The organism is Flavobacterium agri (assembly GCF_013401995.1).
GTDB classification, from domain to species: Bacteria; Bacteroidota; Bacteroidia; order Flavobacteriales; family Flavobacteriaceae; genus Flavobacterium; species Flavobacterium agri.
The window spans coordinates 117496-133233 of sequence record NZ_JACBJI010000004.1 but is presented as its reverse complement, the minus strand read 5'-3'; the positions used below and the strand labels follow the sequence as shown (position 1 = coordinate 133233).

Sequence of the window (15738 nt, the reverse complement as noted above, 5' to 3'; positions counted from 1 at the left end):
GGCGTGGACAAATCTGCGTGAGGGATTGCAGTGGAAATCCTTTTGTGGTGGGCGAGCGCAGTCGAGGCCACCGCAAAAGATTGGCGGAAAGCCCGACGGCGGCCAAACCGCACCGCCAGTGCAAAGCAATTGGAAAGCCGCCGGCACGCCAAAAAAAATGAAATACTGAAAATGAAGAACATCCGCAATTTTTGCATCATCGCCCACATCGACCACGGAAAAAGTACGTTGGCCGACCGTTTGCTTGGCGCGACCCAGACCGTAACGGCCCGAGAAGAGAAGGCGCAGTTGCTCGACAACATGGATTTGGAGCGCGAACGAGGCATCACGATCAAGAGCCACGCGATCCAGATGGATTATATGTACAAAGGTGAAAAATATATCCTGAACCTCATCGATACTCCGGGGCACGTCGACTTTTCGTACGAAGTTTCTCGTTCGATCGCCGCTTGCGAAGGCGCGCTTTTGATCGTCGATGCGGCTCAGAGCATCCAAGCCCAAACGATCTCTAACCTGTATTTGGCTTTGGATAACGACCTTGAAATCATTCCTGTATTGAACAAAGTCGATTTGCCGAGCGCGAACCCGGAAGAGGTCAGCGACGACATCGTCGATTTGCTCGGATGCAAGATCGAAGACATCATCCACGCTTCGGGGAAAACCGGTTTTGGCGTAGACAAGATATTGGAAGCTATCGTCGAGCGCATACCCGCTCCGAAAGGCGACCCAGAAGAACCGTTGCAGGCATTGATTTTCGATTCGGTTTACAACCCGTTCCGAGGCATCGAAGTTATTTTCCGCGTGAAAAACGGAGAAATCAAGAAAGGCCAGAAAATCAAGTTCATGGCGACCGGAAACGAATATTTCGCCGATGAGATCGGGACATTGAAATTGAATCAGGTTCCTAAAACATCGGTCTCGGCCGGAGACGTAGGCTATCTGATTTCGGGAATCAAGGAAGCGCGCGAGGTGAAAGTGGGTGATACGATCACCGACGCCAAAACGCCGACGACGAATATGATTACCGGTTTCGAAGACGTGAAGCCGATGGTTTTTGCCGGAATCTATCCGGTGGACACCGAAGATTTCGAGGAATTGCGCGCGTCTATGGAAAAACTCCAGCTCAACGACGCATCTTTGGTTTTTACAGCTGAATCCTCGGCTGCGCTCGGATTCGGTTTCCGATGCGGATTCCTCGGAATGCTGCACATGGAAATCATCCAGGAACGCCTTGAGCGCGAGTTCAACATGACCGTGATCACGACGGTTCCGAACGTTTCGTATCTGGCGTACACCAAAAAAGAACCGGACACGCCGCTGGTCGTGAACAACCCTTCCGATTTGCCCGAACCTTCGAAACTCGATCGCGTCGAAGAACCGTATATCAAAGCCACTATCATCACCAAGTCTGATTTTGTCGGAAACGTGATGTCGTTGTGTATCGAAAAGCGCGGCATCATCACGAACCAGACCTATTTGACGACCGAACGCGTCGAACTCAACTTCGACATGCCGTTGGCCGAGATCGTATTCGATTTCTACGACAGGTTGAAAACCGTTTCAAAAGGGTACGCGTCTTTCGATTACCATCCGATCGGGATGCGTACGTCGAACCTCGTGAAACTCGACGTTCTTTTGAACGGGAATACGGTCGATGCGCTTTCTGCGTTGATACACGCCGATAACGCGTACAACATCGGCAAGAAAATGACCGAGAAATTGCGTGAATTGATCCCACGCCAACAGTTCGACATTCCGATCCAGGCCGCAATCGGGGCGAAAATCATCGCTCGCGAAACCATCAAAGCGCTCAGGAAAGACGTTACGGCCAAATGTTACGGCGGTGACATCTCGCGTAAGAGAAAACTTCTTGAAAAGCAGAAAAAAGGTAAGAAACGCATGCGCCAGGTCGGGAACGTAGAGATTCCTCAAGAGGCGTTCATGGCAGTTTTGAAACTTAACGACTAATGCTCAAAAAAGGCGAACATATCGAAGGGATTCCTTCAGAATTGCAGCAATTACTCGACAGCGAAACCAAAGCTCAAGAGTTTTTCGACGGCCTTACGAAATCCTGCAAGCAAGCCTACTGTGATTGGGTCGGTTCCGCCAAAAAAGAAGAGACGCGCCACACGAGAGCAGGAAAAGCGCTTTTGATGTTGCTCAACAAACAAAAAACGCTCAAAGTGGTTTAGTTTGAGTAAAAGATAATAGACGAATATATAATAGACAGCCCGAGTTTTCTCGGGTTTGTTTTTTTTTAAGGTTTCGGATTTTTATTGCGGCTTTTGGAAAAGTCGGTTCGAGATAAACAACACTATCGCAAATACGGTCAAGCCAAATCCTATCTCCAACAGAAGTTCTCCGGTTTCGCTGTTGCGATTGTATTTTTCGAGTAGTTCGGGCGTCGGATCCTGGTATGGGTTTCCGGCAATCAGGAACGAATAGACGAATCCGGCGCACAACGAAGCAATTCCGACAAGCAAAGCGAATTTCCACGCATTTTTCATTTCAAATCGAGATTTTTCTTCATCAGCAGATCGAACTGCAGATCGCTTCCGAGCCAGAACTCGTGCTTTCCGAAAACCTCAAAACCGTTCTTTTCATAGAATCGGATGGCGCCTTCGTTGTGTTCCCAAACGCCAAGCCAGATGAAATCGCAATTTTCGCCTGACGCGATCTCGATGGCTTTGTCGAACAATTTCTGCCCGATTTTCTGTCCTTGGAAAGTTTCATCGACATAAATCCTTTCTACTTCGAGCGAATTGCGGTCGCGGCATTCGTTTTGGGCGTCCTTGAGGTTGATTTTGAGATAACCGACGGGTTTCGCATCCGCGCACGCGAAATAGAATGCGGAATTCGGGTGCAGAAATTCATGCGTCAATTTTTCGAGCGAGAGGTTTTTGGAAATGTAATCGCCCATGTCGGCTTCCGAATTTACCGAAGCGAACTTGTCTACGAAGGTTTTGATGCTGATATCGCGCAATGCGGAAACTTCATCGGCTGTGACTTTCCTGATTGAAATCGTATCCATGTTTCCAAATTACAATCTTTTCAAGGCGCAACCAACCACAATCTAAATTTTCACATCTCTTAGAAAAACCAAACCAATATGAAAGTATCATTACTTGGCGCGATTTTTCTTTTCAATTGCTCTTACGGCCAAGATTTTAAACGCGTACTATTCCTATCGCTCGACAAAGATTGCATATTCCAATCGTTTCGGTCAAAGACTGACACATTACATATAGAGAGTTATACGGTTCGATTAAGCCAAAACGGGAAATGGGAATACAAAATAGGTTTGGATAAAGACGGGATGCTGATGAAACAGCCTACGTTAATCGCTCCTTTTGCAATTTTATCGATGAATATCAATTATAAAAATAACAGACAGGACAATCCCCCAATTATCGTCAAGTCAAATCAAATCCTGAATCGGTTAAGTTGTGCGGAAATCATTAATTGTACATCGGACAGCCAATCGATACGGGAAATATTGGATTATTTCGATAAAGTTTATTTGATTTCGGACGATAAAAACTTGACCGAATTAGAAGCAAAAGAAATAACATACAGATTTAATCCGAGAATGTAATCGGTTAATCGCGACTCCCTAAGAATTTCGCAACCGTAGACTAACCGATTTCGAACCCCAAAATATAAACCGCAATTTCCTTCTGCAGTCATTCGCTAATTCGCTAATTTCGACACTCTCTAATTCTTTAGCCATGTTCGACGAATCTCCGAAGCGTTTTGACCGCATCGTTGCGATCCTGATCCAGCTACAATCGAAGAAAATAGTGAAGGCGCAGGAAATGGCCGACCGTTTCGACTGCAGCCTGCGCACGATTTACCGCGACATCAGAACGTTGGAAGCTTCGGGCGTACCCATTTATTCTGAAGCCGGTATCGGATATTCGCTCGTAGACGGATACCGTTTGCCGCCGGTCATGTTCACGCGTGAGGAAGCTTCATCTTTCATCGCGGCCGAGAAACTCATGCAGAAATTCACCGACAAGGAATTGGGCGAAAATTACGCATCGGCCATGTTCAAGCTCAAAGCCGTGCTGCGCAGTTCGGAAAAGGAACTCGTAGAAGAAATAGAATCAAAAGTGCTCGTGCGCAACCCGCGCGAACTATACAACCACAAAGCGCCCAATGCGTTGGCTTCTATCTTTAGGAGCGTGGGCGAAAAAATAAAAGTGAGGCTGTCGTATGAAGCGATTTCGGCCGACGAACCCAGCGAACGTACTATAGAACCCGTAGGCGTCTTCCATGAAAACGGCAACTGGTACATTTACGGCTATTGCCATTTGCGCAAGGATTATCGCCAGTTCCGTACCGACCGCATACACGGCATCACGCTTACCGAAGAGAAGTTCGACATGGAACACGCCGCGCTGGAATCGTACCTGTCGGCTTCGAACCACGAAACGACGATGGTGCGTATCGTCGTGGACAAGGAAATCGTGAAGTACATCAAGAGCGACAGAAGGAATTACGGCTTCGTATCCGAGAAGATTGTAGCCGATGGTGTGGAGATGACGTTCCAGAGCCGCGATATCGAGAACGGGTTCGCGCGTTGGTTCATCACGTTTGCCGATTTCGCATCGGTGATAGAACCTTTGTCGTTGAACGACCGGCTTGTGGATATTATGGAAATCGGTAAGGCGAGAATGAAAAAGGTTGGCCACGAATTTCACGAATGACACCAATCATCATTAGTGCTTTTCGTGCCATTCGTGGCCAAGATTACAGGTTCTTACCAGCGCTCCCAGAAGAAAGGCGGCTCGATGTTAAGCGCGCGCAAATACACGTACATCTGACCTCTGTGGTGGATTTCGTTGTCGATGAAGTACAAGATGTTGTGCAGGATCGGGAAGTTGTATTGGCCGAAAAGGTTGAACATCTCGGGGAAACGCTCTTCGGGAATCTGCTTCCAGTATTTCTTGATCTGCTCGTCGGCTTCGTCGAACGCTTTGAGGTAATCGTCTTTCGTGGCCGGAACAGTCGGCTCGACGTAAGGTGTTTCTTCGGAATTGGCGATGGCTTTCAAAGACGGCCCGGCGATCGACAACAGTTCGCTGGTCAATTGGGCAGCGGTCCTCATGCCTCCGATAGAAAATTCGAAGAAGTCCTTTTCGGGAAATGCCTCGATCACGCGGCGGGTCAAAAAGCGGTGGCCGAGGTAATGCTTCAAAAGTTCGTCTTTGCTGATGATTGAAACTGTGGCTGTTGTTTCCATGATGATGTGTTTTTAAGTTACAGGTCAAAATTATTTGCGCTTGGTGACAACAGTTTGTCAGCAGGAAATTTGAAAGTGGATTTTTTTTGTTTTACAGTTTTTTGACTGCAAGTATCCTTCGCTTTGACTACCCTTTGACTACCCTTTGACTACGCTTTGCCATAGGGAAGCTTTTTTGAAGAATCCGCAAAATCGCTTTTGCAACTACTGTCTCTGTCTGCTGCCCTAACGCTGCTTTCTGTCTTCAAATCCTTACCTTTGCCGCCTAATCGTTTCATCATGCTAGAGAACAAGAACCCGCAACGCACGAGCATTTCGCAATTGGGCGAATTCGGGCTTATCGAACACCTGACCAAGAATTTCGAAATCCGCCAGCCGTCGACCTTGAAAGGAATCGGGGACGACGCGGCCGTGATCGACTTCAAGGACAAGAAAGCCGTCGTGAGCACCGATCTTCTCATCGAAGGCATCCATTTCGATTTGGCGTATATGCCGCTCAAGCATTTGGGCTATAAGGCCGTCGTGGTGAACCTGTCGGATATTTGCGCGATGAACGCCAAACCGACGCAAATCACGGTTTCGATCGCGATCTCGAACCGTTTCCCGTTGGAAGCCGTCGAGGAATTGTATGCGGGCATCGCGTTGGCGGCAAACGAATATAAAGTGGACGTGATCGGCGGTGACACGACCTCTTCGCAAACCGGACTGTTTATCAGCATCACGGCTTTGGGCGAGGCCGACGAATCGGAAATCGTATACCGGAACGGCGCCAAAGCGAATGACCTGCTTGTCGTTTCGGGCGATTTGGGCGCGGCCTATATGGGCTTGCAGGTTTTGGAGCGCGAGAAGCAGGTTTTTCTCGTGAATCCGCAATCGCAACCCGATCTGGATGCCTACACCTATCTCATCGAAAGACAATTGAAACCGGAAGCCAGAACCGACGTAAGAACGCTATTACACGCGCTTGAAATCAAACCTACTTCGATGATCGACGTGTCGGACGGATTGTCGTCGGAAATTTTGCATTTGTGCAAGCAATCGGGCGTGGGATGCAACCTGTTCGAGGAAAAGCTCCCGATTGACCCGCAGTTCATCAATACCTGCGAGGAATTCAACATTGACGCGACGACCGTAGCCATAAACGGTGGCGAAGATTACGAGTTGCTTTTCACGATAGGACTTGACGATTTCGACAAGATCAAGGCCAACCCGAACTTTACCGTTATCGGCCATATGGTCGACGAAAAGGAAGGCGCACACCTGATTACACGCGCGAATACGAAAATCGCTTTAAAGGCGAGAGGGTGGAATGCTTTGGAGGAATAAAAAGGCAGGTATAAAACCTGCCTTCATCTCTCAGGTATTGAGGCTCACCTTAAGCTATCGAACACCTAAGAAGCATCTAGGACATTATTGAATTTATTCTTCCTATTATTACCCAATTATCTCCCGTTCGTTTAAAGACTACAATTTCCGAAACTCCTTTAAAGGTATAATGCATCAGCGCATAATCATTACCAATGAAAACTGGTTGAGAGATAAAAGCCGTTTTCCTGCGGTCTTTCGCTTCGGTAAAAGAAATGTTCGGGTAACCGAATTTCCATGTTCCTCGTTTCTTTTGATCTGTCACCACATGAATATCCATACTTGGAAATACAATGGTCGATATTTCACCAACTATCCCATTTGATGATTTAAATGTTTCGAAGTCATGCTCAAACAGTTTTTCCTCGGCGTATTGCTCGCAAAAAGAGATAAGATAAGCGTTGTCGGAATGTGATTGCATGAGCAACATTTTGTTATCCGTGTCTTCTATCAAATTATCAGCAACGATCACAAATAAAATCTTATCCTGCGAAAAGCCCAAAATACCGATCAGTAAAAAACTAATCGTTAGGGCAAGACGTACATGGCGCTTGCCATCATATTTATTCGTCATAAACATCCCTTCATTCTTTCGGTTTACGAAACTTTGCTTTATGTCCGAAGAAGATAGGACACATGGTGCCAAATTCGGTCCACACTCCATTTATCTTGCGATAGACTTGTATCAAACCCAAATTGCGAAAGCGAATTTCTACTGCCGCAAACTCGGAATCCTTCATGTAGATCGGTTTGGATATAAATACATCAGCCTCTTGTTTCGAAACAAATTTCCATGTTTTTCCAGAAGGTATGTCCCATTCTGTCTCACAATCGGAATTCCTGTAGACGAGGTTTAATAGTGCATCGCGATATAAAAAATCTTTAATGCCGTACACTTGCCTTATGCTATCCAGTTTTATTGGATTTTTTTCACTCTCGGCAATTGTTCGCAATACTTTTTCTACATAACAATTTGCTCCAAGACGTGAAACCAGGATCGTGTCTTTGTAGTGCGGGACGTTGTCGATTGCTAAATCAAAAATTAACTCGTCATCATGTTTCATAGGTTGGCCGAAAATTAATCCAGACCAAAACAAAAACATGAGAATTTTAATTAGTGCATGGCATACCTTTTGGCGCTCCAACATAGGTTGTGCTGTCATTTTCTTGTTCAACATATGCGGTATTCTGATAAAGTATCTGTTCATTTTGAGTTAATTGCGATTCGAACAAATCGGTATCATTCATCTGACCCCAGACTATACTTTTACAATACTCTAACGTGACATCATCCATGTTTTTCGATTGTGCATAGGCGTAAAGCGCATTGGTCATTTTATCAATGAAAATTTCCATTACATTATGAATTTCTTCATCGGTGGCGTCGTAATTGGATTGATTAGGGTTGTTATAAAAATTCGTAAATGCATTCATCAATGTCCCATACTCCATGTCTGTGCTTTGCATTGTGCCCATCAAATACAAATTTATCAAATACGCGTGTACCATTTCATGCAACGTAGTCGCGGCAATTGATAAGTCGGTTGCATGAACAAGGTAGTCATTGTCAAACTTTATTGTTATGATAAAATTTGAGCCGTTTGCACTGTAATATTGAGGACTGGTTCCGACGGGATTATTATCATTGACCTCTCCATTTATTACTTTTACATTCGCCACATTACCGTCATACGCATCTCGAATCATGTTAGTCAACGGAGTAGACAAATTCATCACATCTTTTACGATTTGTCTCTGACAAGGTTGTTCTATTTCATAGATAATCCGTTTTTCAAAATCAACTTCGACATCATCATCTTCGCATGCTGCTTCGATTACTTGTTGAGCGAAATAAATACTCTCCGGTGAATATTGGGCATTTGCAAGAGTCAACCCCTCCCCATCATCGACAAAATCTGTCGCCTCGAGAAATTCAAACATCTGATCTTCCAATTCTTCGGGCATTTTTGTGAGGCACTCTTGCTGCTCTTCGGTCAATTCGTTGCGGAATTCACGCTCCCTGATTTGTTTGGGCGACATTACCCAAGGCGTTGTAATACCAGACCCATGTCCTCCGCCTCCCGTATGGGTATATGAATATGGCGGAGCCGTCGGCGTAGGAAAACCATCCGTTTCCTCACCATATGCTTCCAAATGACAATTGTTATATGAAACGACCCAAACTGTTTCATACAAAGGGGCTTGGGTGCCCCATGAGGAGGTACCTGCAATTTCACCCTGCGCTATATGGATGTCGCAAATTACCTGGTATTCAATTTTTCCTTCATGCAGTATAATCTCGGTAATTTTAGGGTCTATCATGTGCATTTGCTCTTCCGTCATTGATTTGAATTGATCGGCAGTAAACTCATAATCTACGACATAAGTACCCCAAGAACCGTCGCTTTTTTCCGCTATTACGACATTGCGCACCATTTCGTCGGTCATTTTGTATCCGGCAAAGGTGTAAGACGTTTTTCCGCTATCTATAATTACCCTGACTTCTTCGGCGTCTACATAAAACTCGTAAATACTGTCGTATTCTGCCCTCGCAGCAGAAGATTCCTTGATTCGATTAAAATCATTGATTTTTTGTTTCAGGCGATTGGAAATGGAGACATCTAATTTATCCGTCTTCATTGTCGTGACCACAAACCTTTTTGAGTTCTGTATTCCTTCATCGTACAAGTCCTTTTCGCAAGATGCGTTAAAGACCGCCATAAATGCAACGAGACACAACGTGCCCAATACCGACCTGGCATTCAAAAACTTTGCTTTCATAAATATTGGTTTTAGTTTGGTTAATACTCGATACTAGAGATCAATCCCTTCAACAGATACGGAACCGTACTTGTCAAAGAGTCGCAAACAAGGGTCGAAGGTTGGGCCCAACCAAAATTTATTTTGAAAAACTGGAATTGTGGTTATTCCGGTCACTAATTAACGCAAACCCGCAATACGTTAGTATCCCAATCGGGAAAATCACTTGACTATACGGGAATTTATATATGAAGACTATTCGCTTTGATTAGGGTGTGTAGTAAAAACAAAAAAGCGATACTCCCTAATGTATCGCTTTTTTTAAATCGTCAGTTTCTTTAGTAGGTTAAGCTATGGTAGACTGACAGTGCGGTTTGCCTTAAGGCGTAATTAACTTAGCATTACCGAGGCGAAGATAAACAGGGCATTCGGATAAACCATTACGGTTTCCCGCACATTTGCGTACGGGAAGCCGTAAAATCGACGAACTGCACTAAAGCAGGCCTTTGTTCTTGGCTTCGCGTATGAGATCGATGTCTGATCCGCCTTTGATGTTGAAGGTTTCCTTGAGGTTGAGCTTGCGTTTTTCGATCGCGCTCAACGACAGCGGCACATAACTCGGGATGTCTTTGGTCTTGGTGCCTTTTGACAGGTGATACAGGATTTGTTTGTCGAACTGGTCGACGTCTATGTTGTCGTACTGGATTTGTGAAATCAGTTTGACGACGGTTTGGCTGTAGTAGTTTTCTTCGTGCAGGATCTTGTCGAAGGCCGTCAGGAGCTCGTCGAACGTAAGGTCGTTCTTGATGATCAGGCCGTTCGGGTTGATGTTCTTGACGATGTTGCTGATCTTGAGCAGTTCGGTATGCATCGTAAGCAGGATGATCTTGCAATCGGGCATCTCTTTTTTGATGAGCATGGCCAGGTCTTCGCCCGAGTGGATGTTCTTCTCCTCGTAAGGCGGCATGCTGATGTCGAAAAAAGCGATGTTGAATGCTCCGTTCTGGGGCGAGGTGATGTTGTCGTAACCCGATCTGCAATCGTTGGCCTGGGTGATCGTGAACTCGTAGTCGGCCGAGTTGTAGCCTTTTATGGCATTTTTGTAAGCCTCGATGATAAAAGGATGGTCGTCTACAATGAGGATGTTGACTTTTAGCGGCATTGTGTTATTTGGTTAGGCTATTACCGGCTGACCCGACACAACGGGCTGATCGGCAGTAGGGGTGTTTTCGGTAGGGAAAGTTATGGAAATTGTCGTTCCCTTTCCTCTTTTGGACTTAATTTCTAACTGACCGTCGCATTCTTCTGCACGCGAGACCATGTTGGAAAGCCCTATCCCCTTGCTTTTCTTGCTCACCGAGAAGCCCTGACCGTTATCTGACACCTCAAGACGCAGATTGCTGCCCTGAGCCTCAAGCAACACTTTTATCTTGGTGGCATTTGCATATTTGTTCACGTTCTGCAGCGCTTCCTGGACGATGCGGTAGATATTGATCTTTAACGTGTTGCCGACTTTTTCCCACGGGATATCCTCGTCTATTTCGGTCTCGACCTCGGGCGTGAAATTGGCCGCCTGTTCCTCGAGCAAATTCGCCAAAATGGCCACAAAGTTGTTGATCAGCACGAACTTCTCGCGGTTCAGGTCGTGCGAGATTTCGCGTATGTCCTGTTCGATGTTCTTGAGCTCGACCAAATAATTGTTTCGCTTATCGGTCGCCTCGGAACCATCCATCTTGTTCAAGCTATCCAAATTGAGACGCGCCCCGAACAAACGGCTCAACACCCCGTCGTGCAACTCCTGGGCAATGCGTTTCTTTTCGCGTATACGGCCTTCCTCGATCTTGTTCTGCTGGGCCAACATCAGGTTGTAAATGTCTTCGTTCGCTTTTTGTTGCGCTTGTTTAAGCAAAAGCTCGCGGTTTTTGGCGCGTTGGGTACGGATTACGAACAACAACAGACCAATCATCACAGTGCCCAAGAAAACCAACAATAACGTGCGGTTCTTTGCTTCGAGTTTGTCCTTTTGAAGTGAGATTTCGTCGGTTTCGAATTGGATGCGGGCGAATTTGTCTTGGATTCTTCTTTCCGCCTGTTGAACTGAATCATTAATCTTTATGTATTCCGCAGAATAAAGGCGTGAATTTTCAGAATCATATGCAGATAATTGCTTGAGAGGAGTAAGTTTTGTTGTAGCATTCTCATTCTTTTCTGAGAGAGCCAAAGCTTCTTTTGCTAAAGCAACCGCATCTTCTTTCTTTCCTATTTCAAAATAATATTCGGATAATCTACATTTTGTAAATATAATTCCTGCAGTAAAGTTTAGGCTATCTTTTATTGAAATGGATTGTTGAAATAATGGAACTATTTCACGGCTTCCTGGGTTTAACTTAAATTTTGAGTACGCTAAATTATCAAGCAAAATTGCATATAGAGAGGGATTATTATTCTTCAATGACCTGTCATCAAGTGCTGTCTCAAAATTCTCTATTGCAAGGCTATTTTGTTTTGCATTTTGATAAACATTTCCTATATTATTTAGGGTTGTTGCTCTTGGATCATTATACTGCAAGTTATTTTCAGAAACAACCTCCAATGCTTTATTCAAATATTCAATCGCCCTATCGTAGTCATTTCGGGCATTTGAAACTAGACCCAACATCGTCAAAGCCTCGAAAACTTGTTGCTTGTCTTTAGATTGTCTTAAGAACTTTAATGCTTCTAAAGATGCAAATTCACTAGAAGAATAATCGTTTTCATTCCAATAAACTTCCGCCTTTTTTAGATTAATATTAGCAAGATCATCTGCACTTTGAAGTCGCCGATAAAATTTTGAGGCTTTATCATAATAATAAATGGCACTGTCAGATTGAACTGAATTTTTGTAATAATCTCCTAAATAAAGTAAGGCCTTTGCAACATTTATTGTATCATCAACTTTTTGAGCTGCAATAAGAATATTTTGTGATACTCTCTTATAATCTCCAAGTTCCCCAACATTATAAAATCTATTCGCCACTTTAAATAGACCTGCAAAGCGTAAAGAATCCAAATCTTCGGTTTCAACTATCGCCAATGCCTTTTTATTAAATTTTAATCGCTCATTTAGTGGCAATGAATCTGAATTGGCATAGGAAAGGTATGTCTTAAGGCTATCTTTGGCACTTGAAGATTCCTTGCCAATTGGCGTCTTGCTACATTGGGAGAATACCAAAACTGTAAAAAACAAAATATATCCTTTTACCTTCAAGTTTTAGCTGTTTAAAATTAAATGCTAAACTAGTAAAAAATTATAGTCATATTAAACCCTTCAGTTTTGCAGCCCTAATGAGATCTTCGTCAGTTCCTTTAATTACTCCTAGAGTTTCCTTTATTAATGCTTTCCGCTTATCAATTGCACTCATAGACAAATTCAAATATTTTGGAAGATTTTTAGACTTAATCCCACGATCAATCAAGTATATAATTTTACGATTAATTGAATCTAAATAGTGTATTGCATTATTTAACTCTTTTACACAAAGTTCCACCCTTTCACTATAATAGTTTCTTGACTTCAGTAATTGCTTTAGTGCAAGTACCAATTCCATTGGCCCAAAGTCACTCTTAACTAAGAAACCGTTTGGTTTAATTTCTTGAAGCAATTGGTAAATCAGGAGTTTTTCATCATGAGAAGTTAAAATGAGAATTTTGATGTCCGAATATTTATTCCTTATTAATTGTCCAGCTTGAATTCCCGAATTCTCAATCTTTTCATCAGATTTCTTTAATGAAATATCTAGAAAAACAACATCAAATTCGAATCTGCTTTTCTCAATCAAAGATTCAATTTGACTGTAGCTTGTCGCAATTGAGTAGTGAAAATTATATTCCGGCATAAGTAATTGAAGGATACTTTTATATCCTTCAATCATCGCTAAATGATCCTCAACAATAAGAATACGAACAATTGAATTCATAGCTTCAAGTTTAAAAGAATTATAGTCCCTCCGTTTATCTCTGAATTAATTTGCAAAATCGCATTGAGCTTTTTTGCCCTATTAAACATATTCTCCATTCCTAAACCTTGACTTTTTGTATTGAATCCCACTCCATTATCATTAATTTCAAATTCAAGACTGTCGGATTTATAATACCCTTTTAATTCTAGCCTGCTTGCGGAAGAGTGTTTTAAAGCGTTTAAAAGACCTTCTCTCAAAATTGCAAAAAGATTAAATTGCTCTTTCATATTTAATCTAACCCACGGTATTTTATCTGATAGGTTTAAATTTACAGTCCCTTTAAATCCAAGAACTTTTTTATGAGAAATAATTTCCTTCAGCATTTGTTGAATACCATAATCTAAGCCATTTGTTGAAAAATATGTGTCATATGAAATAGCCCTGATTTGCTTTTCGACTTCTTGAATTTGATTGACATAAATAAATGTCTCTTTCATTGTTTCTTCTTTGCATTTTATCCCAAGCAAATTGAGATTTAATCTAATTACAGTCAAAGAGTTGATTATACTATCGTGCAAGTCTCCTGCTATTCTTTTCTTTTCATCATTTCTTGCAGCTGCATCAATATACTGTTGTTCCATTAAATGATAGATTTCCTTACTCATCTGTCGTTCTTTCTGCAGCCATTTAATTTGTCTTTTTCGATTCAAAACAAACCAGATGAGACCTAGTATTATTGCAATAGTTAATACTAAACACAATACAAAAATTATTTTTTGTCTTAAATATAACTGTTTATCCTTCAATCTAGTCGAAGAGTCAAAGTCTCTATTTATCTTTAGGATGTTTCTCATTAGAACTAATTCTGAATGATTTAGTTCTTCAGCTAAGGACAGGAATTGATGTACTCTATTTTGACCGGCTTTCCTTTCAACCTTCAAAAGCTGCTCCACGGCCAACTTCCGGTCTTTTAACCCTTTCAACTCTGAAATTTTAGCAGCTTCTTCAGCCTTTAGCTTGGCTGTAGTTGAATCTCCTTTTTGTAGATAATAATTTGAAAAATTTATTCTTGATCTAACTTCTTCGAATTTCAAAGAGTCTTTAAGAATAATAGCTTTTAAAAACCAATTTGGGATATCCGGATTTTGAATGTTAATTTTAGATTCAACAATAGCTAAATTTTCCATTAGCAATGCCATTGGAAGTGGGTCTTTCTCTCCTTGTAGTTCGTGCAACCCTTTTACAAAACAATCTTTAGCCAAATCGAATTGAAACTGTTCCAAGTAACATTTACCCAAGTTGTTTAAAGCTACTGCCCTATCCCAATTATTATTAGTTTTTTTTCTGATAAGTTCATTAGCTTCTTTTAAATACTTACCTGCTTGTGAAAAGTTTTTACTTTCTAGATTAGATATTCCTAGCAGAGTATAACAACTGGCTATTTTTTCGTTTTTCGAAGTGTTCTTAAAATAATCTAAAGCCTTTAGAGCATACATTTCAGACTCAGTAAAATCGCCTGAAAAGAAAGAATTATTCCCCAACATCAAATCTACATTCGCCAACGATGCATAATCCTTCTTTTCAAAATATATGTTCGCGGATTTTTTTAAAAAATAATATGCACTATCTCGTTCAATAAAAGGCGGCCTACAATAATATTCTCCTATCTTTCTATAACCTCGGGCTAACCCAAATTCACTATTTACAGATTGAGATTCAACTATTCCCTTTAAGACAAATTTTTTATAAAAAGAATAATTTCCATTATTCCAGTATAAATTTGCAAGTCTGTAATAATAATCTTTTTTTATTGTGTCCACAGACAATTCGTTCACCCTCCACGTAATCTCATTAAGGAGTTTGGTCAACTCGGATTGCGAAAGTTTTTTGGTTTCAGCAATACTGAATGAGTTATTTATTATTTGATGATTCTTCTCATCATCCGAAAAATCACAGCTAGCTAAAATTAGAATATTTAAAAAAAGTACAATTTTTTTCATAAAAAAAGGGCTATCAAAATTGACAGCCCTTTACAATATATAATTTTTTTACGTTTAATCTAGTTTTTTTCCATCGCCCGGCAATTTTACTCCGCCAGTTTCAAAATCTAACTTTTTCCCATCGCCCGGCAATTTTACTCCGCCAGTTTCAAAATCTAACTTTTTCCCATCACCAGGAAGCTTCACACCTCCTGTATCACCTCTTCCAACCGTTGTGTCATCAGGCTCACCCGTGTAGGTTACACTCTCAGGTGTTGTAAAAGACGTCAACACCAATACAAGTGAAAACAATCCGAAAGTTAAAATAGCTTTTTTCATAATTTGAGACATTTATGTTCGTGGTATTTTGTTTTTGTTTCTCCTGTGGACATATGTATTGTGCATATCAATCCACGAAGCAAAACTACTTACGATGCCTCTCTCAAGCCCT

16 protein-coding genes are annotated in these 15738 nt (G+C 42.2%); 5 read left to right on the top strand and 11 right to left on the bottom strand.

Annotation, left to right across the window (positions count from 1 at the left end):
• Window positions 1–171: 171 nt before the first annotated feature.
• On the top strand, window positions 172–1968 hold the full coding sequence (gene lepA, locus HZF10_RS10680) for a translation elongation factor 4 (RefSeq protein ID WP_176006199.1): 1797 nt from the start codon (window positions 172–174) through the stop codon (window positions 1966–1968).
• Window positions 1968–2192: a YdeI/OmpD-associated family protein gene (locus tag HZF10_RS10675; RefSeq protein WP_176006198.1), complete on the top strand. Its 225-nt coding sequence runs from the start codon at window positions 1968–1970 to the stop codon at window positions 2190–2192. The genes lepA and HZF10_RS10675 overlap by 1 nt, the downstream gene beginning before the upstream one ends.
• Window positions 2193–2273: 81 nt before the next feature.
• Here HZF10_RS10675 and HZF10_RS10670 read toward each other — a convergent pair whose 3' ends face one another.
• Both HZF10_RS10670 and HZF10_RS10665 read right to left on the bottom strand, forming a co-directional pair.
• Window positions 2274–2507 carry a hypothetical protein gene (locus HZF10_RS10670; RefSeq protein WP_176006197.1) on the bottom strand — a complete coding sequence of 78 codons (234 nt, stop codon included), beginning with the start codon at window positions 2505–2507 and terminating at the stop codon, window positions 2274–2276.
• Window positions 2504–3031 (bottom strand): GNAT family N-acetyltransferase, encoded by a 528-nt coding sequence (locus tag HZF10_RS10665; RefSeq protein ID WP_176006196.1) that lies wholly within the window; start codon window positions 3029–3031, stop codon window positions 2504–2506. The genes HZF10_RS10670 and HZF10_RS10665 overlap by 4 nt, the downstream gene beginning before the upstream one ends.
• A gap of 78 nt (window positions 3032–3109) precedes the next feature.
• Between HZF10_RS10665 and HZF10_RS10660 the strand changes: the two genes are divergently transcribed.
• On the top strand, window positions 3110–3595 hold the full coding sequence (locus tag HZF10_RS10660; protein ID WP_176006195.1) for a hypothetical protein: 486 nt from the start codon (window positions 3110–3112) through the stop codon (window positions 3593–3595).
• A gap of 133 nt (window positions 3596–3728) precedes the next feature.
• Complete coding sequence (locus tag HZF10_RS10655) at window positions 3729–4709, top strand: helix-turn-helix transcriptional regulator (RefSeq protein ID WP_176006194.1); 981 nt, start codon at window positions 3729–3731, stop codon at window positions 4707–4709.
• Between the two features lie 53 nt (window positions 4710–4762).
• On the opposite strand, the gene HZF10_RS10650 is transcribed toward HZF10_RS10655, so the two are convergent.
• The gene (locus HZF10_RS10650) at window positions 4763–5245 is read right to left on the bottom strand and encodes a DinB family protein (RefSeq protein ID WP_176006193.1); all 483 of its coding nucleotides are present in this window, start codon (window positions 5243–5245) and stop codon (window positions 4763–4765) included.
• A 279-nt stretch (window positions 5246–5524) separates the two neighbouring features.
• On the opposite strand from HZF10_RS10650, the gene thiL reads away from it, so the two are divergent.
• Window positions 5525–6571, top strand: a complete 1047-nt coding sequence (thiL, locus tag HZF10_RS10645) for a thiamine-phosphate kinase (RefSeq protein WP_176006192.1) — start codon at window positions 5525–5527, stop codon at window positions 6569–6571.
• A 76-nt stretch (window positions 6572–6647) separates the two neighbouring features.
• Here thiL and HZF10_RS10640 read toward each other — a convergent pair whose 3' ends face one another.
• From HZF10_RS10640 to HZF10_RS10605, 8 genes are all read right to left on the bottom strand, one after another.
• Window positions 6648–7190, bottom strand: coding sequence for a hypothetical protein (locus tag HZF10_RS10640; protein ID WP_176006191.1), 543 nt, complete (start codon window positions 7188–7190; stop codon window positions 6648–6650).
• Between the two features lie 4 nt (window positions 7191–7194).
• Window positions 7195–7674, bottom strand: coding sequence for a hypothetical protein (locus HZF10_RS10635; protein ID WP_176006190.1), 480 nt, complete (start codon window positions 7672–7674; stop codon window positions 7195–7197).
• 46 nt (window positions 7675–7720) lie between these two features.
• Complete coding sequence (locus HZF10_RS10630) at window positions 7721–9391, bottom strand: hypothetical protein (protein WP_176006189.1); 1671 nt, start codon at window positions 9389–9391, stop codon at window positions 7721–7723.
• Between the two features lie 472 nt (window positions 9392–9863).
• The gene (locus HZF10_RS10625; RefSeq protein ID WP_176006188.1) at window positions 9864–10532 is read right to left on the bottom strand and encodes a response regulator; all 669 of its coding nucleotides are present in this window, start codon (window positions 10530–10532) and stop codon (window positions 9864–9866) included.
• A gap of 12 nt (window positions 10533–10544) precedes the next feature.
• The gene (locus HZF10_RS10620) at window positions 10545–12617 is read right to left on the bottom strand and encodes a tetratricopeptide repeat-containing sensor histidine kinase (protein WP_176006187.1); all 2073 of its coding nucleotides are present in this window, start codon (window positions 12615–12617) and stop codon (window positions 10545–10547) included.
• Between the two features lie 46 nt (window positions 12618–12663).
• On the bottom strand, window positions 12664–13326 hold the full coding sequence (locus HZF10_RS10615; RefSeq protein ID WP_176006186.1) for a response regulator: 663 nt from the start codon (window positions 13324–13326) through the stop codon (window positions 12664–12666).
• Window positions 13323–15308, bottom strand: a complete 1986-nt coding sequence (locus tag HZF10_RS10610; RefSeq protein ID WP_176006185.1) for a tetratricopeptide repeat-containing sensor histidine kinase — start codon at window positions 15306–15308, stop codon at window positions 13323–13325. The genes HZF10_RS10615 and HZF10_RS10610 overlap by 4 nt, the downstream gene beginning before the upstream one ends.
• 54 nt (window positions 15309–15362) lie before the next feature.
• On the bottom strand, window positions 15363–15626 hold the full coding sequence (locus HZF10_RS10605) for a hypothetical protein (protein WP_176006184.1): 264 nt from the start codon (window positions 15624–15626) through the stop codon (window positions 15363–15365).
• Between the last annotated feature and the right edge of the window lie 112 nt (window positions 15627–15738).

Bases quoted from the DNA above. Each gene is read 5' to 3' on its own strand.
- HZF10_RS10630 (WP_176006189.1), bottom strand. From the start codon at position 9,391: ATGAAAGCAAAGTTTTTGAATGCCAGGTCGGTATTGGGCACGTTGTGT.
- HZF10_RS10660 (WP_176006195.1), top strand. From the start codon at position 3,110: ATGAAAGTATCATTACTTGGCGCGATTTTTCTTTTCAATTGCTCTTAC.
- HZF10_RS10665 (WP_176006196.1), bottom strand. From the start codon at position 3,031: ATGGATACGATTTCAATCAGGAAAGTCACAGCCGATGAAGTTTCCGCA.
- HZF10_RS10615 (WP_176006186.1), bottom strand. From the start codon at position 13,326: ATGAATTCAATTGTTCGTATTCTTATTGTTGAGGATCATTTAGCGATG.
- HZF10_RS10640 (WP_176006191.1), bottom strand. From the start codon at position 7,190: ATGTTTATGACGAATAAATATGATGGCAAGCGCCATGTACGTCTTGCC.
- thiL (WP_176006192.1), top strand. From the start codon at position 5,525: ATGCTAGAGAACAAGAACCCGCAACGCACGAGCATTTCGCAATTGGGC.
- HZF10_RS10635 (WP_176006190.1), bottom strand. From the start codon at position 7,674: ATGAAACATGATGACGAGTTAATTTTTGATTTAGCAATCGACAACGTC.
- HZF10_RS10625 (WP_176006188.1), bottom strand. From the start codon at position 10,532: ATGCCGCTAAAAGTCAACATCCTCATTGTAGACGACCATCCTTTTATC.
- HZF10_RS10675 (WP_176006198.1), top strand. From the start codon at position 1,968: ATGCTCAAAAAAGGCGAACATATCGAAGGGATTCCTTCAGAATTGCAG.
- HZF10_RS10650 (WP_176006193.1), bottom strand. From the start codon at position 5,245: ATGGAAACAACAGCCACAGTTTCAATCATCAGCAAAGACGAACTTTTG.
- HZF10_RS10670 (WP_176006197.1), bottom strand. From the start codon at position 2,507: ATGAAAAATGCGTGGAAATTCGCTTTGCTTGTCGGAATTGCTTCGTTG.
- HZF10_RS10655 (WP_176006194.1), top strand. From the start codon at position 3,729: ATGTTCGACGAATCTCCGAAGCGTTTTGACCGCATCGTTGCGATCCTG.
- HZF10_RS10605 (WP_176006184.1), bottom strand. From the start codon at position 15,626: ATGAAAAAAGCTATTTTAACTTTCGGATTGTTTTCACTTGTATTGGTG.
- HZF10_RS10610 (WP_176006185.1), bottom strand. From the start codon at position 15,308: ATGAAAAAAATTGTACTTTTTTTAAATATTCTAATTTTAGCTAGCTGT.
- lepA (WP_176006199.1), top strand. From the start codon at position 172: ATGAAGAACATCCGCAATTTTTGCATCATCGCCCACATCGACCACGGA.